Consider the following 19,800-nt stretch of genomic DNA (forward strand, 5'->3'; position numbering starts at 1 on the left):
CGTATTCCCTTTGCAGACGATGGTTTCTGCAGCTTCTCAATCGGTACTGCAGTATAGCAAATTGCAGAGTGGTTCATAACGCTTCGTTTACTTTCAGGATAGTCAAAAATAAATAAGAGTCTATGAAACAGGGTTTTTTTACTGCTGCGCTCATTGTTGTAACCTATGTGGTTTCTCTGGGCTTCTATGTATGGATGGGTACTACGCCTCCGGAATCAATATTCCATGCCATATGGAAAGGCGGCCCGGTTGTCTCGGTGCTGATGGCGCTCATCCTGATGCTGATAGCCTATATTGTCGAGCGTATCATCGCTCTCAACAAGGCTTCCGGAAAAGGCAATATTCCGGAATTTGTGCGCAGCCTTAAACAGGATATTGATAACGGCTCTATTGACCAGGCCATTGCAAAATGTGACGATCATCAAAGCTCTCTTGCCGCCGTCCTTCGTACAGTGCTTGACCGATACAAGAAACTCGTTCAGCATAACGTGACTGATCGTGAAAAAAAGATCAGTGAGATGGAAAAGGCTGTTGAAGAGGCAACAATTATGGAGATGCCGCTCCTCGAAAAAAACCTTGTAGCAATTTCCACCATTGCCTCGATATCGACCATGGTCGGTCTTCTTGGAACAACGCTTGGCATGATCCGTGCCTTTGCCGCCATGGCCACCAGTGGCGCCCCTGATGCCGTGCAGCTTTCGCTTGGTATCTCTGAAGCGCTCTTCAATACGGCAATCGGTATTCTTGGAGGTATTATGGGTATTGTGACCTATAACGTCTTCACCAGCAGGGTTGACCGTTTCAGTTACATGATTGATGAAGCGGCCTTCTATATTATACAGACTCTTGGAACCGGTAAACCGGAATAATTGCTGATGTCGAGAATCAAGGCTAAACGGATCGGGTTCAGGATTGATATGACTCCCATGGTGGATGTCGCGTTTCTTCTGTTGACCTTTTTCATGCTCACCACGAAGTTCCGGCCTCCTGAGGTTGTCAAGATCGATCTCCCCTCATCTCATTCGGAGTTGAAACTTCCCGAATCAGATGTTCTGACGGTGACCGTTGGTGGTGACAATACCTTTTTCATGGGGGTCTCCTCACAGCAGTCGAGGGTGAAAATATTCAATGCTGTCGTCAAACCGAAGCTTCAGGCGGCGGGATTATCTTCGGTTGCAGTAGCGGATTCACTGAAAAAATTCAAACTTGCTGAAAATTTCCGGGTAGGGCGCGATGAACTCGACAAATTTGTTGTTATGGCTCGCTTTGCCGATCAGAAACTTCGTCCGGTAATCCGTGCTGATGCCGATGCGGGATTTGATGCCGTCAACCACGTTATCAAGGTCTACAAAAAGGCAAACCTGCTTACCTTCAACCTCATTACCGTTCTTGAAAGGGAGGCACGCTGACCATGGGTATTGTTGACTCTCCAAATGGACGCCGGAGCAATAAAAAAGGGAGAAAGCACTCAAAAAGGATCGGCTTTCATCTCGATATGACACCGATGGTTGATGTCGCATTTCTTCTGCTCACCTTTTTTATGCTGACAACGACCTTTTCAAAAGCCAACACGATGGAGATCAATATTCCACCGGACAAGGCTGAGGTAAAGGTTGTCGAGTCGAACGTTATGACACTCAGGATTGCCGATAACGTTATGGCCTATTGTTCACTGGGCGATGAAGCGCCCCGCAGGATTCCACTGTACGATCCCCTCGATACCCACCAGTTGGCATTGAGCGGGGAGCTGCGTCAGCTTCTCAGGCAGCAGACAGCGGCGAATACGAAACTGGTCATTGTGGTCAAGATCAGTGAAAAGGCAAAGTATAAACACCTGGTCGATATTATTGACGAGCTGAACCTCATGAAAATCGACCGGTTCAGTCTCGATGACTATACGGAGCAGGATGCAGTCGAAATACAGAGGGCTATTTAATTCAGGGAGAGGAATCAGAAAAGGAGTTTGTACAGGTGTCTTCAAAACTCGATAACATGCATGAGGAAGCTCGCAAAAAGGCCCTTTCATGGTCTTTTCAGGAGGAGTTTCTTGATACCGACCGCTTGCGACAGTTGTCGTACGGTAATCTTGTTCTCCGCCGTCAGGCACATCTTTTTCTCAGCCACGGCGTTATTACCGCAATTGTGCTGCTTGGCTGTTTCTGGCTCGTTACGGCCAACTGGCAGACTCTTGTCTCCTTGACAGGATTGTTCAAAAAAGATGAACCCATGGTTGAGTGCTATGAAGTTGTGACCAGTGTGACACAGCTTCCGCCACCTCCACCGCTTGATATCCCGGAACCTGTTCCGGTGACCCCCTCATCTCCGGCAGTTGCGGCCCCGCCCAATGTCGGCAAAATCAAACAGGTCAGCCAGGAGGAGGTTCCTCTTCAGCAGACCCTTGCCACGCAAAAGGAGTTGAAACAGGCGATACAGACACAGGGCACCGGTTCAGGAAGCGGCAGCGCCTCTTCGGGCGATGAGGTGCCGATGTTTGTTCCCTGCGAAAAAATGCCCGGTTTTCTCGATCAGAAAAAGCCAGCCTATCCCGAGATGGCAAGAACCGCCGGTATAACGGGAAAGGTCTTTGTCAGCGTTCTTATCGGTGAAGATGGCAGGCCCATCAAGGCAAAGGTCATGAAACGTATTCCTGCCGATTGTGACGTGTTTGATGCTGTCGCCCTGAAGTCCGTCATGGAGTCGAAATACTATCCCGGCATACAGAACGGCAGCCCGATCAAGGTCTGGTTTACCGTTCCGATACGCTTTCAGCTCGACTGAGCTGGTCGCTTTTTTGCAGCTTTTGGGCGATAGAGCACGCCAAAGGCAACCCAGAGATAAGCCCCGATCAGCGCCACGGGGCTTATAAAGAGGGCGAAAATGCCGTCAACCTCCTTTTCAAGATACATTCCCCAGTAACTTGCGGCGATCACCAGAGCCCCGAGAGCAATCATGATGTAGTTGATGGCTCCCAGAGGCATGGTTACGGCTTTTTCAGCAGCTTTGTTCTGCAGTGGCTGCTTCTTCGGTAAAGATTTCATCAAGTACAGTGATACAGTGTTGAGCCTCTTCACGGCTGATGGTCAGTGGTGGCAGAAGCCTGATAACATTAACGCTGGTGGCATTGAGAATAACATGCTTCTCCAGCGCTTTGACGACATACGGTTTTGCCTCCTTGTCGACCGTGATACCCACCATCAGGCCATACTGCCGGATCTCAAGAATCTGCAGATGTTTTGCGGCAAGTTTTTGTACCTCATCATTGATAAAGGAGCCAATTTCCAGAGCGTGCTCCATAAGGTTATCCTCCTCGATAGCCTTGATCATGGCAACTCCTGCGGCACATGCAACCGGATTGCCGCCGAAGGTTGTTCCGTGGTTGCCGTAGGTCAAAACATTGGCAACCTTTTCACTGCCTATAACCGCCGATAACGGCAGGCCGCCTCCCAGCGGTTTGGCAAGGCAGACCAGATCGGGGTCAGCATTCACCTGCGTATAGCTGAAAAACGTGCCGGTTCTTCCGCATCCAGCCTGAATGTCATCAGCGACAATCAGGAAGTTATATTGCTCTCTCAGCTCTTTAAGCCGGTCAATAAAGGGTTGCGAAATGTGGTGAATCCCACCCTCGCCCTGAACCACCTCAATAAAAACAGCCGCAGTTTTCCCGGAGACCTTTGCTTCAAGGTCTGCAATATCGTTAAAGGCAATCATGCCTGTGCCGGGAAGGAGCGGATCGAAACCGTCGCTGTATTTTGCTTTTGCTGTCAGCGACAGGGCACCGTACGTTCTTCCATGAAAACAGTTGCTCAGTGAGAGCACCTCTTTTTTCTCCTCATCGCCCCCTTGAGCAGCCCATTTCCGTGCAATCTTGATGGCCGCCTCAATGGCTTCCGTGCCGCTGTTGGCAAAAAAGACCTTTGAGAGTCCGGAGAGTGAGAGCAGCTTTGCAGCAAGCTCAAACTGCGGCTCCATCATAAAAAGGTTCGACACATGGATAAGCTTCGCTGCCTGGGAGCTGATGGCATCCACCAGACGCTTGTCGCCGTAGCCAAGCGCATTGACGCCAATGCCCGCAATCATGTCGAGATAACGCGTTCCGTCATCGCTGACAAGCCATCCCCCTTCGCCATGCGTTACGGCAATGGGAAGCCGGGCATAATTGTGAAAAAAAAGCTCTTTTTCGGTTTCCTGGTTTACGGCTACTCTTTTCATGCTGTTTTCTTCTTTATAACAAAGTATACTATAGTCTAATCCGTTTTAAGTGAGTATAAGAAAAATGCCTTATAAGTTGCTATACATCTTTTTGCCAGCACTCTCTCTGGTACTGATAACAACGTTCCCTCTTCCCATAATTCTTCCTGACTTGTATTTTGTGAGCATGATTATTGGTCGTGCAACAAGAAAGGCTGAGCTTAACCTGAAAAGCAATCATGAGGCACTATCATGCGGGCATGATACCGTTGCCAACGGTTTATAACTCAACGTCGTGCAATCTGTTGACAGGTGATATTGTCTTGATTTTATTGTTATTGCCGTAGAACAGCGTTATCTTTTGGTGATCTGTTGCTGGTTTCAAGATTTTTCCTGAAAGCCGGAAAAAAGAGCTTTTTTTCTTCAGGCTGTTGTGTTTGGTGTCGGTTTTTTTAACAACGAAAGATGCTCTTATGACCGTTACCTGGTTACATATCTCTGATTTCCATATTGGCAGTGGTGACGGGTATGATACGGATGTTGTTCTGAAGGCATTGATCCGCTCAGTCAAAAGATTTTACGATACCGGGCGTAAGCCTGACCTGATATTTGCGACAGGAGATATTGCCAAATCAGGAAAAAAGGGTGAATATGAGCGAGCCACCGTTTTCTTTAATGACCTCCTCGAAGCTGCGGATTTACAGCGGCACCAGCTCTTTATTGTGCCCGGTAACCATGATGTTGATCCTGTCAATGATAGAGGCCTTCTTCCAACGCTGGAAACTGAGCAAAAATCTTTTGAATATTTTATACCGGGTGAGCAAAGCCTGCACATTGTCAAAAAATTAGGCGCTTTTCGTGACTGGTATAACGGCTACTTTGATGGAATCAGGGTAATGCCGGATGATACGACCTGCGGTTATGTGGAAGTTGCCGAGGTCAGGGGTGTGTGTCTGGCGATTTTGCCACTGAACTCGGCACTTTTTACCAAGGGAGGTACTGGAGACTATCAGAAACTCATTATTGGCCGGCGTTGCCTTCAGCCCGCAATAGAGAGGATGAAGGTACTCAAGGCCGATTTGAAGATTGGTATCATCCACCATCCTCTCGACTGGCTTGCCTATTTCGAGGAGGAGAATATCAGGGCCACTCTGCATGGCACACTTGACATTCTGCTTCGTGGCCATCTTCACAAAACGGTAGCCGAACAGGTTCTTTCCGGCTCCGGCGAGCTTTTGCATGTTGCTGCAGGAGCCTCATACAATGAACGCAAATGGCCAAATCGTGCTATTTACTCCACCTTTCATGACGGGCAGCTCACTCTTTTCCCGATTCGGTATGAGGATAGCCCTGAAGAGATATGGACGGTTGACCCTTCTGTATATCCTCATGACTTCGGTTATGAACGTGCTTTTCGGATTTCCCGGTTTTTTCCGGAGTCAACAATACCCCATTCTCTCGTACTCAAGGAAAAGCTTTTTCTGCAGGAGGAAGAAAAATACCATAACCAGCTTTATCAGGAACTGCACACCATATCCCTGCTCGGATCATCCGTTATCCAACCCTTCCCGCTTCAACTGAAAGATATTTTTATTCCACTTGAACTCTATGACGGTGCCCACAGCAACCAGGCAATGGAGAGGCAGATGGTTGGCCGTGGTGCCGAGGATGTTTTATCTCATTCGTCCCCAGCTTATGTGATGAGCGAGTGTTTCAGAAAATGCACAACACTTCTCGTTATTGGTGATCCCGGTTCAGGGAAAACAACCCTCATGAAATTTTATGCACTGACTTGCCTTGGCAAGAATCTTCCTCTCTCAAGTACTGACCTTGGTTTTCAGGAGCCCACTTTTGTCTTTTATCTGCCGCTTCGTGACCTTGAACGGGGAAAGAGCGGCTATCCACCCCTTTCATCCAGCCTGGCTGGGTGGGCGAAGCGCCACTCTCTTCCAATCAGCAGCAGGGTGTTTCGGGAATGGCTTGAAAGCAGAACCTCCCTTGTGCTGCTTGACGGGCTCGATGAGGTGAGCGAACCCGAAAGACGCAAAGAGATATGCCGCTGGATCAAAGATATGGTCGGCTTGTTCAGCAAAGCCCGCTTTGTGGTGACTTCAAGACCGACAGGCTACAGGCAGGCGGAGGGTATTGCTCTTGATTTTCAGCATCAGCGTGTTGCTGTCAAAGACTTTTCGCCATCGCAGCAGGTTACCTTTTTGAAAAAATGGTACGGGGCGGCATTCATGCATGATATCCGACCTGAAATGACGCATGAAGATGAGTGGCAAAAGCAGCAGCAAGAGAAGGCGACGGAACTCGCCAACACCATGGTTGTCTACCTGCAGAAGCCTGAAAACAAGGGAGTCTGCGAGCTTGCCGCGATTCCGATGCTTTTGCAGATCATGGCTATTCTCTGGAAAGAGCGGAAGTTTTTTCCCGGAAGAAGGATGGAACTCTACAGTGCAGCACTTGATTACCTTCTCGATTATCGCGACAGGGAGCGTAAGATGGAACCGCTTGTTTGTGCAGCAGATGCGAGGCGTCTGCTTGCACCGGTTGCACTCTGGATGCAGAGAGAGCTGAAAACAGATGAAGCCGATCAGCGTGCGCTGCACCTGAAAATGGAGCAGAAGCTTGAAAGGCTGGGTCAAGCCCGAAGCGTATCAGATATTTGCACGAATCTTGTCAATCGGACAGGTGTGCTGGTTGCTTATGGAAACCGGTATATTTTTCGGCATAAAACCTTCCGAGAATACCTTGCAGCAGTTCAGCTCAAAGAGGAGTTGTTCGATTCCACTTGTATTCCTTTGCTTGTCAAGCAGTTTGGTGAGGAGAGCGGCTGGTGGGATGAGGTGATCAAATTTTTTATGGCGCAGTCCAATGAGCGTATATTCGATGCCTTTATGAAAAAGCTTTTCGCTTCTCCGGTCAGCCTTGATTTTTCACCAAAACAGAAGGCTCTTCTGACGGCTGTTCTGGAAGAAGCGCCTGAAAAAACCGTCGATGCCCTCGTTGCGGCACTTTGCAGCCGAAAGAAGACGTCTCCCTACCGGCAGCGTTCCATTCTGCAATGTCTGAAAGCCGTTCGTCAGCCGAAAGCGCTTGACGCCCTTCGTCGCTTCAGGGAGCAAGATCTGGCGTTGAATCAGGAGATTGCAGGGATGGCTGAAGATGTCATCCGTTCTCTCGACAAATCTGACGGTTTCCTGTCCCTTCCTTTTCAGGCGGAAGCAGCAGAACCGATAACACCGGCGCATCGTCCGTCATCATTCCGCAACCCCTTTGAGCATGATGCCCACTATATCCTGATTCCCGGAGGAAGATATCTCTTCTCTGTGACGGGGAGTAAGGTCACGATTCCTGACCTCTATGTTGCAAAATATCCGGTGACCAACCTGCAGTACCGCACCTTTATCAATTTTCTTGATGCGAGAGCGCCGGAGTTTGACGCGACACTCTCCCTCAACTCTTTTCAGGAGGCTTTGTATGAAATGGCTCGTCTGCAAGACAAAGGTATTCCCGGGCTTCAGGACTATCTGAACGAGAAAAAATCGCTTGTTGCCCGGTTCAGATCGGAAGAGGATGCCAACAGAAAGTTCAACAGGGATGAGCAGCCGGTTGTGGGGGTGAGCTGGTATGCTGCCCGGGCCTACTGCCTCTGGCTCTCGATGCTTGCAGGTGATCCTGAGTCGTATAATCTTCCTGCGGAGCAAGAGTGGGAGTGGGCAGCCGGTGGGCAGCGTCATAAACCGCAGGAGGTGTTGGAGGTGAGCCCTTATCCCTGGGGCGAAGAGCTGCCAACACCCAAACATGCGAATTACGGTTTAAACGAGGATGCAACGACTCCTGTCGGCAATTACCCTGATGGTAAAACTCCAGAAGGGTTGTTCGATATGGCTGGAAATGTGTGGGAGTGGATGGATAATAAATACAAAAAAAATACATCTGCCCGTGCGTTGCGCGGCGGTTCCTGGAACAATAATCCCGACTTTCTGCGTTGCTCTGCCCGGTACCTCAGTCATCCGGCGCTCAGGGTCGGCTATTTTGGCTTTCGGGTTGTCCGTTCCAGTCCCTCTTCCTGAAATTCTGACATTCTGATTTCTGGAACTCTGGATACGTTTTTTATCAGGTACCTCGAAACTGGTGTACAGTCGCTGGACTCAAACCGCCGAAAGGGGCTGTGGTCACTCATCCTGATCGTTATACGGTTCTTCTCCAGCTCTCCACACCAGCCAGACGCGGATAAGGCGCCAGATACCGTAAGCGCCGGTCAGCAGGGCATAAAGGCGGAGATCCTCTTTCATCCCGGCAGGGGAGATGTCCGGGAAAAAGAGGAGATAGAGGGCTATCCCGATAAAAGTACCTCCCAGAAGCAGCCCCATGACCATTCCGGCAGCGCTTTTCTGCATCACTCCTTTTTCGCTTTTTCTTTCCGAAGTGCACAGGAATCGGCATCAGGATAGAAGCGCCACTCCCGGTTGACAATCAGACGGGCGCCATAGCTGAAGGTAAAGTACGACCATCCCCACTGCAAAAGCACAAAGACCCGGTGACGGAAGCTGGTCAGGAAGTAGATATGCACCAGAAGCCAGGTGAACCAGGCAAAAATTCCGTCAAATTTCAGACCACCAAACTCAACGATAGCCTTGTTTTTTCCGATGGTGGCCATCTGTCCTTTGTCGCGGTATCGGAATACCTTTCTTGCCTTTGTTTTCAGGTCAAGTAAAATGTTTTTGCCGATAGCCCGACCCTGCTGTAACGCTACGGGAGCAAGTCCCGGCAAAGGGTTTCCGTTCTCTGAAACAAAGTGCGCAAGGTCGCCGCCTACAAATATCTCCGGATGGCCCGGAATGCTGAGATCTTCGCTGACCACGATGCGCCCGATACGGTCGGTTTCCACTCCCTCCATTGTTTTGCCGATCTCAATGGCAGTCACGCCAGCCGCCCAGAGCACGGTTGCCGCTTCGATACGCTCATTACCGATTTGTACCCCGTCGGCGTCAACCTCGCTGACCATACTGTTGGTCCAGACCTGCACACCAAGCTTCTCAAGCGACCGGGTCGCCTTGCTTGCAAGATCAGGAGAAAAAGAGCCAAGAATGCGCGGAGCAGCCTCAACAATAAAGATGCGGGTAAGCTTGGGGTCAATGTTCCGGTAAAACTTGGAGAGGGTATAGCGGCTCATTTCACCGATAGAACCAGCAAGCTCAACCCCGGTTGGCCCGCCGCCGACAATGACAAAGGTGAGCAGTTTTTTGCGCTCGACAAAATCAGTTGTCCGCTCAGCCCGTTCATAAGCCTCCATCACCCGCCGCCGTATCTCTTTGGCCTGTGCAAGGGTTTTCAGCCCTGGGGCAAACTCTTCCCACTCGTTGTGGCCGAAATAGTGGTGCTGTACACCGCAGGCAAGAACCAGATAATCGTAGGGAATATTGTGGAAATCGGTTACTACGGTTTTGTTCTCCATATCAATGTGCTCGACAATACCCTTGAAAACGGTTACGTTCCGGTAGTTTGCCAGCATATTTCTCAGCGGGGCGGCAATATCTCCCTCACCAAGAGCTGCCATCGCAACCTGGTACAGGAGTGGCTGGAAGAGGTGATAGTTCTTCCTGTCGATAAGGGTAATTTCGATATCCTCTTTATTGCCGAGCACTCTGGCCGTATTCAGCCCTGCGAATCCTCCGCCTATAATTACAACCCTCTTTTTCATGTCACTGTTATTTCCTTTTCCGGGAAAAGGGTGGATGTATACATTTCTTTTGCATGCCTGAGCGATGCATTCAGCTTTATGACGCTATTTAACAGTTTTTCATGCAATACCGTTTGTTTGGCAGCATTTTTTTCAATTTTGCAACTTGCAGTGTTCTCTGGCGTGCGCTCTCTTTTCAGGTGAGACGCATGATGAGTTCAGCATGTCGGGGGTATTTTTTTTGTAACATCTCCCTGTCGGCGAAAGCAAAGTCGCGAAAATCAAAACCGGGCGCGACGACGCAACTGACCAGCGCATAGCTCTCTTCACCCGGATTTTCACAACAGGCGCCAAACCAGCTCTCTTTGGGGGCGACTCCCTGCAGAACCTGCCCCATACCCGGCGAGAGGCCGAGCGTAAAGCTTGACGGATCACCATCCTGAGGGAAAAAATGCACGGTGAGGGGATCGCCTGCATGGAAAAACCAGAGTTCGTCGGAATGAATGCGGTGTAGTTTTGAGCGATCCGTGCTTTTGAGTAGGTAGTAAATGGCCGTTGCATAAGAGCGTGGGCCATTGAAGGGAGATGCATCCGGGAAGGAATAGCCGCCTTCGCTCCTCCAGGTTTCCCGGTAGTATCCCCCTTCCGGATGCGCCACAAGTTGAAGGCTCTCAATCCAGAACTCAGCTTTTTGCATGGAGCTTTTCACGGATTTTCGCAGTTTTCTGACGGGATGCGTCGGCAAGTTTTTTGCGGAACTCAAGCAGTGCTGCCATCAGCGCTTCATCAGAGAGGGCAAGAATCTGGACGGCAAGCAGAGCGGCATTCCGGGCATTGTCGATACCTACTGTCGCCACAGGAATGCCCGCAGGCATCTGCACGATGGAGTAGAGCGAGTCCTGACCGTTAAGTTTTTTGCTGAAAATCGGCACGCCGATAACCGGCAGCACCGTCATGGCTGCAGTAACACCCGGCAGATGCGCCGCGCCGCCAGCTCCGGCAATAATAACTTTCAGGCCACGTTCAATGGCCGAAGTGGCGTATGCTTCGAGGTCGTGCGGTGTGCGGTGAGCAGAAATAACCGAAATCTCTGAGGCAATACCGAACTCATCACAAACCAGTACCGCCTCCTTCATAATGTCGAAATCAGAGTCAGAACCCATGATGATGCCGACAGTCGGTCGGTTAGTATCTGTTTTTTTTTGAGTCATATAAAGGTATTATTTATTGGTTTGTCCGTAAATGGCTTGCGTAGCGAACTCCTTGGAGAAGGCATCCTCGTTTCTGGTTGTTATCTCTTCGGGAGCCGGATTTGGTGAACACTGTTGGGAAAGCATATTGGCAGAGCGGAACAGAAGCCTTGAAAAACAGGGATTCCGGGCCTGTTAATAGGCTAATGATTTATGAAATTGCCGAGTTTTATGTATTTTCACGAGAGTTAATTTAAAAAAATAATACTTGTAGAGGAAGATAACAATGGCAACTAATCTCGCAGTAAAATACAGCAATCCCGGCCCCCGTTACACCAGTTATCCCACCATTCCCTCATGGAGCACCGACGGTGTTACCCAGGAGCAGTGGAAAGAGGCGATGGTCAAAGGTTTTAACGACAGCAACGAAACCACCGGAATCAGCCTGTACATCCACATTCCCTACTGTGAGAACCACTGTTACTTCTGCGGCTGTAACGCTCACCGTACACAGGATCACTCCTATGAAGCGCCCTATCTTGAGGCTCTGCTCAAAGAGTGGCAGATGTACACCGATGTTTTTCCCGGACGCCTCAATGTCAAGGAGCTGCACATCGGCGGCGGAACCCCAACCTTCTTCAGTCCGGAAAACCTTGTCACCCTCATTGACGGGATCTGCAAAAATGTCAACAAGATGGACAACTACATGTTCAGCTTTGAGACCAATCCCCGCTCAACCTCCAAAGAGCACCTCGAAGCGCTCTACAGTGTCGGCTTCCGTCGTATGAGTTTTGGAATCCAGGATTTCGACCCGATTGTGCAGGAGGAGATCAACCGCCTTCAGTCATTCGAACTGGTCAAGGAAAAGGTTGATATTGCCCGCCAGATCGGTTTTACCTCCATCAATTTTGATCTCGTTTATGGCCTGCCCAAGCAGACGATGGCCACCATTACCGACACCATCCAGAAGGTCATGGAGCTCAAGCCCGATCGCCTTGCCTTCTATGCCTATGGCCACAATCCGCACATGTACGAAGGACAGCGGAAGTTCAAGGAGTCGGACTTGCCGGTTGGCGATGCCAAGCAGGAGCTTTATGACAAAGGCAGCGCCATGCTTGAATCCATCGGCTACCACGAAATCGGCATGGATCATTTCGCCATCGAAGGTGACGCTCTCTATATCGCAGCGAAAAATGGAACCCTGCATCGCAATTTCATGGGCTATACCGAAAATACCACGCAGATGATGCTTGCCCTCGGCTCATCCTCCATCAGTGACACCTGGTATGCATTTGCACAGAACGAACGTAACGATATTGAATATATCAAAGTGGTGAACGAAGGGCGTTTCCCGCTCCATCGCGGCCACCTGCTGACCGACGAAGATCTTGTGCTTCGCCGTCACATCCTCAACCTGATGTGCAAGCAGGAGACCTCATGGGAAGATCCCAAGCTCTACACTGATGAACTCGATATCGCCCTCTACCGTCTTGAAGATATGCAGAACGACGGCATCGTTGTTCTGGGAGACAAAAGTGTTCGCGTAACCGAAGCGGGCATACCCTTTCTCCGCAATATCTGCATGGCCTTCGATGCAAGGCTCTGGAGCTCCGACAGCCTCTCAAAGGCATACAACGTATCGCGTGATATCCAGAAAACCTACATTGAAAAAGCCCGCCTCGCAAAGGCACAAAAAGTCGGTTGAACACTCCGGTTCAGCACAATTTGAAAAGGGTGATTTTGGTCACCCTTTTTTTTTTGTCCATGTGATGAAATTCAGGGAAGATCCCGTTTGCTTCAATTGTTGTCCGATTTCAGGATTGGTTGGTGTTGCCCTGCAGCGGTAGCTGAGCACGAGAGATTATTTTGTGCAAGGTCAGTTGACCACTTTCGCGTAATGATATCACAGAATGCTGCTATCTGAAGCAAAAACATTGAACAAAATAGTGTATAGTATAAATATTATTTGATTTTTTGCGCTTTTTGTGCGAATATCAAATAAATATTAATAGGTAAACTATGCTTGTAGAATTTCGTGTTTCAAATTTTCGCTCAATCAGAGAAGAGCTTCGCCTGAGCCTTGTTGCAAATACTGATAACGAGCATTCGGAGACTCATTTAATTTGCAGCGGATCGAAGTCCACTCCCTCACTGCTAAAGTCTGCGGTCATCTATGGTGCCAATGCGAGTGGTAAATCAAATATTATAAATGCGTTGGCATTTATGAAAGGGGTTGTCGCCGAGTCTGCTACGCAAATCAAGGAGGGGCAAAAATTTCATTTCCAGCCCTTCAAGCTTGATGGCATCTCATCATCCAAGCCAAGTGAGTTTGAAGTCACCTTTATTATAGATGGAATCCGATATCAATATGGATTTTCACTGCTTTCTGAAAGAATTACTTCCGAGTGGCTGTTAGTTTACAAAACATCCAAGCCACAAATTTGGTTTGATCGACGTTACAATTCCAAGATAAAGGAGGATGAGTATACGTTCAGTACGTTCCTGGTGGGTGAAAAAAAACTGTGGCAAAAATCGACCCGCTCAAACGCATTGTTTCTCTCCAAAGCCGTCGATCTTAACAGCAGTGCTTTACGGCCTGTCTTTCTCTGGATTGTGCAGCAACTCAATATTATAGGCGCGGGAGAACAGCCAATGATAGAGTTTTCAACAGTTCTTGCTCAGCAGCCTGAAGGCAATAAAAAGTTGCTTGATTTTTTAAATGCTGCTGATTTCAGCATTTCAGAATTATCACTGGAGATGCGTAAAACAAGAGAGTTGTCGCTTAAGATTGAGGGCGAAAAACCTCCTGTTCATCAAGTTCTTGATTCCGAAGCACTGATGCCTGTTTTTTTGCATAAAGGTGCAGAAGGAGCTGCAAAATTCGAAATTCACGATGAGTCAACAGGAACTCAGCGCATGTTCGCCTTTGCCGGACCAATTCTTGATGTGTTGCAGAACGGGAGTGTCTTGATCGTTGATGAGTTGGATGGGAGTTTACATACCAAAATTGTTCGGTTCCTCCTGAACGTAATCAATTCATCCATCTCTAACACGAATGGGGCTCAGCTTATTTTTACAACACATGATACCTCCATCATGGACGTGAAATTATTTCGCAGAGATCAGATCTGGTTTGTTGAAAAGGATCAATCTCACGCAACACACCTTTACCCTCTTACAGATTTCAGGCCAAGAAAAAACGAAGCTCTTGAAAAAGGCTATCTTGTCGGACGATATGGAGCGATTCCTTTCATCAATGATGTGATGTTTTGAGGAATAATATGGCCAGAGAGCACCATCAGAAGAGCCGGGAAAAAACCAGTTTACTGCGGAAGAAGCCGTTTTCCAGGGGTTGCGACCGTATCCTGATTATTACTGAGGGTGAAAAAACGGAGCTTCATTATTTTGATAGAGATGATCAAGGGATGGGATTCCAAGTGCTCAACAAACCGAATCGGGCTGATGGCAATAATCTTGGCAAAGTATTCATAAGATATCTGCATGACAACTGAAAACCAGACCGAGCTGAGCCTGATCGATAAACTCCAGGATCTCAAATACAGCTACCGCCCCGACATTCGCGACCGGGACGCACTCGAAAAAAACTTCCGCGAAAAGTTCGAAGCCCTCAACCAGATTCATCTCACCGACGCCGAGTTTGCCCGGCTGCTCGATCAAATCGTCACCCCGGACGTTTTCGCCGCCTCTCGTCATCTGCGCGAACGCAACAGCTTCGAGCGCGACGACGGCACACCACTCTTCTACACTCTGGTCAACATCCGGGAGTGGTGCAAAAACAGCTTCGAGGTCGTCAACCAGCTCCGCATCAACACCAACAACAGCCATCACCGCTACGATGTGTTGCTCCTCATCAACGGTGTGCCGGTGGTTCAGATCGAGCTGAAGACCCTCGCCATCAGCCCGCGCCGCGCCATGCAGCAGATTGTCGAGTACAAAAACGACCCCGGCAACGGCTACAGCAAAACCCTGCTCTGCTTTTTGCAACTCTTCATCGTCAGCAACCGCACCGACACCTGGTACTTCGCCAACAATAACAGTCGCCACTTCAGCTTTAACGCCGACGAGCGTTTTCTGCCGTTCTACCAGTTCGCCGGAGAAGACAACAAAAAAATCACCCATCTCGACAGCTTCGCCGAAAAGTTCCTCGCCAAATGCACCCTCGGCGAAATGATCAGCCGCTACATGGTGCTGGTGACGAGCGAGCAAAAGCTGATGATGATGCGCCCCTACCAGATCTATGCCGTCAAGGCTATCGTGGAGTGCATTCACCAGAACTGCGGTAACGGCTACATCTGGCACACCACCGGCAGCGGCAAAACCCTCACCTCCTTCAAGGCATCAACCCTGCTCAAGGATAACCCGGATATCGACAAATGCCTTTTCGTCGTTGACCGCAAAGACCTCGACCGGCAGACGCGGGAGGAGTTCAACCGCTTTCAGGAGAAGTGCGTCGAAGAGAACACCAACACCGAAACCCTGGTGCAGCGGTTGCTCTCCGATGACTATGCCAATAAAGTGATCGTCACCACCATCCAGAAGCTCGGCCTTGCCCTCGACGGCAGCAACAAACGCAACTACAAGGAGCGGCTCGAACTGCTCCGCAAAAAGCGCATGGTTTTCATCTTTGACGAATGCCACCGCTCCCAGTTCGGCGAAAACCACAAGGCGATCAAAGAGTTTTTCCCCAACGCCCAGCTCTTCGGCTTCACCGGCACACCAATTTTCCCCGAAAACGCCAGCTACCAGCAGATTGAAGGGGAGCAGGCCACCTGGAAAACCACGGAAGAGATCTTCCAGCAGCAACTGCATGCCTACACCATTACCCACGCCATCGAAGACCGCAACGTCCTGCGCTTCCACATCGACTATTTCAAGCCCGAAGGTAAGAACACGCCCAAGCCCGGCGAAACGCTGGCAAAAAAAGCCATCGTTGAAGCCATCCTTCAAAAACACGATACCGCCACCTACGGGCGCAAGTTTAACGCCCTTCTGGCCACCGCATCTATCAACGACGCCATAGCTTATCACGAGCTGTTCAAGAGCATTCAGGAGGAAAAGCAGGCCAAAGATGAAAATTTCCAGCCACTCAACATCGCCTGCGTCTTTTCCCCGCCTGCCCAGGCCATTGCTGGTGATGCTGGGAATCGAAACGAAAAGAATGTGGCAGACATCAAGCAGCTTCAGGAAGATCTGCCACAGGAAAAGGCCGATAACGAGGAAGACCCGGACAAAAAAAAGGCGGCCCTCAAAGCCATCATTGCCGACTACAACGACCGTTACAAAACCAACCACCGCATCGACGAATTCGACCTCTACTACCAAGATGTGCAAAAGCGTATCAAAGATCAGCAATACCCCAACCAGGACTTGCCGCACGCGCAGAAGATCGACCTGATAATCGTGGTCGACATGCTGCTCACCGGCTTCGACTCCAAATTCCTGAACACCCTCTACGTCGACAAAAACCTCAAGTACCACGGGCTCATTCAGGCCTTCTCACGCACCAACCGCGTACTGAACGGCACCAAGCCCTACGGCACCATTCTCGACTTCCGCCAGCAGCAAAGCGCCGTCGATGAAGCCATCAAACTATTCTCTGGCGAACAAGCCGACCGCGCCACCGAAATCTGGCTGGTCGATTCCGCACCGGTGGTCATCAACAAACTCGAAATTGCGGTTAAAAAGCTGGACGAATTCATGCGCTCTCAGGGGCTGGAAAGCGCCCCTCAAGAGGTGGCGAACCTCAAGGGCGACGCCGCACGAGGCCAGTTCATCAACCTCTTCAAGGAGGTGCAGCGCCTCAAGACCCAGCTCGACCAATACACCGACCTGACGCCGGAAAATGCCGCCAGCATCAGCCGGGTCATCCCACAAGAGCAATTGCAGGGCTTCCGTGGCGTCTATCTCGAAACCGCCCAGCGCATGAAAGAAAAACAGAAAAAAGGCAGCGACGGCCCGGAAACAGAGCAGCTCGACTTTGAATTCGTGCTCTTTGCCTCAGCCATGATTGATTACGATTACATCATGACCCTGATTACAAGCTACTCGCAGCAACTGCCCGGCAAACAAAAGATGACCCGCACCGAGCTTATCGGTCTCATCGACTCCGAGGCCAACCTCCTTGAAGTTCGCGAAGACATTGCCGACTATATTGGCACCCTCAAGTCAGGCGAAGGGTTGAAAGAGAGCGACATCCGTCAGGGTTACGAAACCTTCAAGGCCGAAAAGAGCGCCCAACAACTGGCCGAAATTGCCGAAAAGCACGGACTGGAAACCTCCGTGCTCCAGGCCTTTGTCGATGGCATCATGCAGCGCATGATCTTCGACGGCGAACACCTGACCGATCTGCTCGCCCCGCTCGGCCTCAACTGGAAACAGAGAAGGCAAAACGAGCTGGCCCTGATGGAAGAGCTGATTCCCGTGCTGCACAAACTTGCGCAAGGACGCGAAATTTCAGGGCTGGAGGCGTATGAGCAATAATGAACCACAAGTAAAAGTGGTGAACACACTCGATACACAACAAGAGTTTGGTGATAAAAACCAGTGGCGCATGAAGCAATGTTATGAAATCTGCCAGGCAGATGAAAAACACTCATCACTGGCGAGAGAATTGTCCTGGAGGCACAACACCCTCATTTTTTCGCGATGCAAGAGCAATAAACTGAATGAGTTGTATGCTAATGAAGGTGCTTTGAATCGGGAAACACCACAAGGGGGTGAATTATGAATGTACCCAAGCTGCGCTTTCCGGAGTTTCGGGATGCGGGGGAGTGGGATAGAGATGTGCTGGGAAAGGTTTCAGTCTTTGTCAACGAAAGAATGCCTTTAGAGCAACTCTCACTCTCTAACTATGTAAGCACAGTAAACATTTTGCCTGATTATGAAGGAATGGTAACAGCACCTAAATTACCACCGTCAGGCTCTGCAACCCGGTTTAAAATAAATGATATTCTCATATCGAATATACGCCCTTACTTAAAAAAGGTTTGGTTTGCAAGTAAAGAGGGCGGCGCTTCAAATGATGTGATTGTTATTCGTGCGAAAGAAAAAGTTGGTGATCGATATTTATCCTTTATGCTCAAAAATGATGTATTCATCGAATATGTCATGAAGGGGGCTAAAGGTGTGAAAATGCCAAGAGGAGATATCTTTTTAATGCAAGAGTATCCACTTGCATATCCGTCAAAGCCAGAACAACAAAAAATCGCCGACTGCCTTTCATCCATCGACGACCTGATCACTGCCCAAACCCAAAAGCTCGACACGCTCAAGACCCACAAAAAAGGGCTGATGCAACATCTCTTCCCGGCAGAAGGCGAAACCCTCCCCAAGCTGCGCTTTCCCGAGTTTCAGGATGCGGGGGAGTGGGAAGAGAAGCATCTGGGAAAGATATGCGAAATAAAAGGCGGAAAGAGAATCCCTAAAGGTTTTTCATTGACCAATGAAAAAACAGACTACCCCTACGTTAGGGTAAGTGATATGTACATGGGCGGAATAGATACATCTTCTGTGTTATACATCCCAAGCGAGATTGAGAAGCAAATAAGAAGTTACAAAATTTCAAAAAACGATTTGTTTATAACTGTTGCTGGGACGATCGGAATTGTAGGAGAAGTGCCCGAAGAGTTGGATAATGCCAATCTCACTGAAAATGCCAATAAGATTATAGTGAAAAGTATAGCAAAGAAATATTTGTTGCACTATTTAACTGGAGAGTCTGCACAACAGCTTATTTCTTCTTCTGTTACCAATAATGCTCAGCCGAAGTTAGCTCTGGAGCGGATAAGGCTTTTTCCAATACCAGTTCCATCCCCGGAAGAACAACAAAAAATCGCCGACTGCCTTTCATCCATAGACGACCTGATCATCGCACAAACCCAAAAGCTCGCCACGCTTAAAACCCATAAAAAAGCACTGATGCAGCAGCTTTTCCCGGCAATGGAGGAGGTATCAAGCTGATGGACAAAAAAATCATCATTATCGCCGGACCCAATGGCGCAGGAAAAACCTCCTTTGCCCGCTCGTTTCTGCCAAAAGAAGCTCAATGCCTGCGCTTCATCAATGCCGATCTCATTGCCGCCGGGCTGTCACCCTTTGCCCCTGAGGTGGCTGCCATCAAAGCCGGACGAGTCATGTTGGAAGAGATTGCCGCTTGTGTGCGACGTGAAGAAAGTTTCGCATTTGAAACCACCCTATCCGGACAGGGTTATTTGATGCATATCCAGCAATGGCGTGCTCAAGGCTATTTGGTTAGCCTCTATTTTCTGGCGTTACCCAATGTCGAAGCGGCCATTGCACGTGTAGCGGAGCGCGTACGCCAGGGAGGGCATAATATTCCTGAACCAGTAATCCGCCGCCGTTTTATAGCGGGATTGCGTAACTTTGAGCAACACTACAAAGCTGAGGTAGATGCTTGGGCTAAATACGACAACACTGGTGATACACCGGTCTTATTAGAATGGGGAGAAAACCTGTGAACGCAAAAGATATTTCAACGGCTAAAGACCCAGCTATGCGTGCTTCAATGGCCGCCATGAAACGCGCCGCCGCATTAGCTCGTGAAACCGCTATTCAAACGAATACCAATATCGTGACTGTGGAAAATGGAAAAGTGGTGCGGATTTCAGCCGAAGAGCTGCGCCGCCAAGCATCCGAGGGAGCAAAAAAATCATGACCGAAAAAAATTAAAAGCTCGACACGATCAAGATTCAT

Annotated in this window: 19 protein-coding genes; 12 read left to right on the forward strand and 7 right to left on the reverse strand. The window is 49.4% G+C overall.

The annotated features are described in order from the left end of the window. The first annotated feature begins 122 nt into the window (after positions 1 to 122). From AC56AD_RS03590 to AC56AD_RS03605, 4 genes are read left to right on the forward strand one after another with little or no spacing between them, the layout of a single operon-like run. Complete coding sequence (locus tag AC56AD_RS03590) at positions 123 to 869, forward strand: MotA/TolQ/ExbB proton channel family protein (protein ID WP_012507519.1); 747 nt, start codon at positions 123 to 125, stop codon at positions 867 to 869. A gap of 6 nt (positions 870 to 875) precedes the next feature. Next, positions 876 to 1,409, forward strand: a complete 534-nt coding sequence (locus AC56AD_RS03595; protein WP_012507520.1) for an ExbD/TolR family protein — start codon at positions 876 to 878, stop codon at positions 1,407 to 1,409. A 2-nt stretch (positions 1,410 to 1,411) separates the two neighbouring features. After that, positions 1,412 to 1,936 (forward strand): ExbD/TolR family protein, encoded by a 525-nt coding sequence (locus tag AC56AD_RS03600; protein WP_012507521.1) that lies wholly within the window; start codon positions 1,412 to 1,414, stop codon positions 1,934 to 1,936. A 35-nt stretch (positions 1,937 to 1,971) separates the two neighbouring features. Then, the gene (locus AC56AD_RS03605) at positions 1,972 to 2,778 is read left to right on the forward strand and encodes an energy transducer TonB (RefSeq protein WP_012507522.1); all 807 of its coding nucleotides are present in this window, start codon (positions 1,972 to 1,974) and stop codon (positions 2,776 to 2,778) included. Here the strand turns inward: AC56AD_RS03605 and AC56AD_RS03610 are convergent. Together AC56AD_RS03610 and AC56AD_RS03615 are read right to left on the reverse strand one after the other, a co-directional pair. Continuing rightward, positions 2,766 to 3,038, reverse strand: a complete 273-nt coding sequence (locus AC56AD_RS03610) for a hypothetical protein (RefSeq protein WP_190274022.1) — start codon at positions 3,036 to 3,038, stop codon at positions 2,766 to 2,768. The two genes, AC56AD_RS03605 and AC56AD_RS03610, sit on opposite strands and share 13 nt — an antisense overlap. Beyond that, on the reverse strand, positions 2,992 to 4,209 hold the full coding sequence (locus AC56AD_RS03615; RefSeq protein ID WP_012507524.1) for an aspartate aminotransferase family protein: 1,218 nt from the start codon (positions 4,207 to 4,209) through the stop codon (positions 2,992 to 2,994). Before AC56AD_RS03615 ends, AC56AD_RS03610 begins: the two co-directional genes overlap by 47 nt. Before the next feature lie 452 nt (positions 4,210 to 4,661). On the opposite strand from AC56AD_RS03615, the gene AC56AD_RS03620 reads away from it, so the two are divergent. Continuing rightward, positions 4,662 to 8,267, forward strand: a complete 3,606-nt coding sequence (locus AC56AD_RS03620) for an SUMF1/EgtB/PvdO family nonheme iron enzyme (RefSeq protein WP_012507525.1) — start codon at positions 4,662 to 4,664, stop codon at positions 8,265 to 8,267. 102 nt (positions 8,268 to 8,369) lie between these two features. Here AC56AD_RS03620 and AC56AD_RS03625 read toward each other — a convergent pair whose 3' ends face one another. From AC56AD_RS03625 to purE, 4 genes are all read right to left on the reverse strand, one after another. Then, positions 8,370 to 8,594, reverse strand: a complete 225-nt coding sequence (locus tag AC56AD_RS03625; RefSeq protein ID WP_012507526.1) for a hypothetical protein — start codon at positions 8,592 to 8,594, stop codon at positions 8,370 to 8,372. Further along, positions 8,594 to 9,898: an NAD(P)/FAD-dependent oxidoreductase gene (locus AC56AD_RS03630; protein WP_012507527.1), complete on the reverse strand. Its 1,305-nt coding sequence runs from the start codon at positions 9,896 to 9,898 to the stop codon at positions 8,594 to 8,596. The genes AC56AD_RS03625 and AC56AD_RS03630 overlap by 1 nt, the downstream gene beginning before the upstream one ends. A gap of 175 nt (positions 9,899 to 10,073) precedes the next feature. Continuing rightward, positions 10,074 to 10,574 carry a cupin domain-containing protein gene (locus AC56AD_RS03635; protein ID WP_012507528.1) on the reverse strand — a complete coding sequence of 167 codons (501 nt, stop codon included), beginning with the start codon at positions 10,572 to 10,574 and terminating at the stop codon, positions 10,074 to 10,076. Continuing rightward, positions 10,561 to 11,088, reverse strand: a complete 528-nt coding sequence (gene purE, locus AC56AD_RS03640; RefSeq protein WP_012507529.1) for a 5-(carboxyamino)imidazole ribonucleotide mutase — start codon at positions 11,086 to 11,088, stop codon at positions 10,561 to 10,563. Before purE ends, AC56AD_RS03635 begins: the two co-directional genes overlap by 14 nt. Positions 11,089 to 11,353: 265 nt before the next feature. On the opposite strand from purE, the gene hemN reads away from it, so the two are divergent. Together hemN and AC56AD_RS03650 are read left to right on the forward strand one after the other, a co-directional pair. Beyond that, entirely contained in the window at positions 11,354 to 12,772 is a 1,419-nt protein-coding gene (gene hemN, locus AC56AD_RS03645) for an oxygen-independent coproporphyrinogen III oxidase (protein ID WP_012507530.1), read from the forward strand. A 314-nt stretch (positions 12,773 to 13,086) separates the two neighbouring features. After that, positions 13,087 to 14,340, forward strand: coding sequence for an AAA family ATPase (locus AC56AD_RS03650; RefSeq protein ID WP_012507531.1), 1,254 nt, complete (start codon positions 13,087 to 13,089; stop codon positions 14,338 to 14,340). A 50-nt stretch (positions 14,341 to 14,390) separates the two neighbouring features. On the opposite strand, the gene AC56AD_RS03655 is transcribed toward AC56AD_RS03650, so the two are convergent. Continuing rightward, a complete protein-coding gene (locus AC56AD_RS03655; protein ID WP_150085584.1) occupies positions 14,391 to 14,570 on the reverse strand; it encodes a hypothetical protein in 180 nt (59 codons plus the stop codon). On the opposite strand from AC56AD_RS03655, the gene AC56AD_RS03660 reads away from it, so the two are divergent. The 5 genes from AC56AD_RS03660 to AC56AD_RS03680 are packed head-to-tail and all read left to right on the forward strand — an operon-like array spanning position 14,569 to position 19,762. After that, positions 14,569 to 17,568: a type I restriction endonuclease subunit R gene (locus tag AC56AD_RS03660; RefSeq protein WP_012507532.1), complete on the forward strand. Its 3,000-nt coding sequence runs from the start codon at positions 14,569 to 14,571 to the stop codon at positions 17,566 to 17,568. The genes AC56AD_RS03655 and AC56AD_RS03660 overlap by 2 nt on opposite strands. Continuing rightward, entirely contained in the window at positions 17,558 to 17,815 is a 258-nt protein-coding gene (locus tag AC56AD_RS03665; RefSeq protein WP_012507533.1) for a DUF1016 N-terminal domain-containing protein, read from the forward strand. The genes AC56AD_RS03660 and AC56AD_RS03665 overlap by 11 nt, the downstream gene beginning before the upstream one ends. Beyond that, positions 17,812 to 19,047: a restriction endonuclease subunit S gene (locus tag AC56AD_RS03670; RefSeq protein ID WP_012507534.1), complete on the forward strand. Its 1,236-nt coding sequence runs from the start codon at positions 17,812 to 17,814 to the stop codon at positions 19,045 to 19,047. Before AC56AD_RS03665 ends, AC56AD_RS03670 begins: the two co-directional genes overlap by 4 nt. Further along, a complete protein-coding gene (locus AC56AD_RS03675; protein WP_012507535.1) occupies positions 19,047 to 19,565 on the forward strand; it encodes an ATPase in 519 nt (172 codons plus the stop codon). Before AC56AD_RS03670 ends, AC56AD_RS03675 begins: the two co-directional genes overlap by 1 nt. Beyond that, the gene (locus tag AC56AD_RS03680) at positions 19,562 to 19,762 is read left to right on the forward strand and encodes a hypothetical protein (protein ID WP_012507536.1); all 201 of its coding nucleotides are present in this window, start codon (positions 19,562 to 19,564) and stop codon (positions 19,760 to 19,762) included. Before AC56AD_RS03675 ends, AC56AD_RS03680 begins: the two co-directional genes overlap by 4 nt. The last annotated feature ends 38 nt before the right edge of the window (positions 19,763 to 19,800 follow it).

The organism is Pelodictyon clathratiforme (assembly GCF_982375515.1).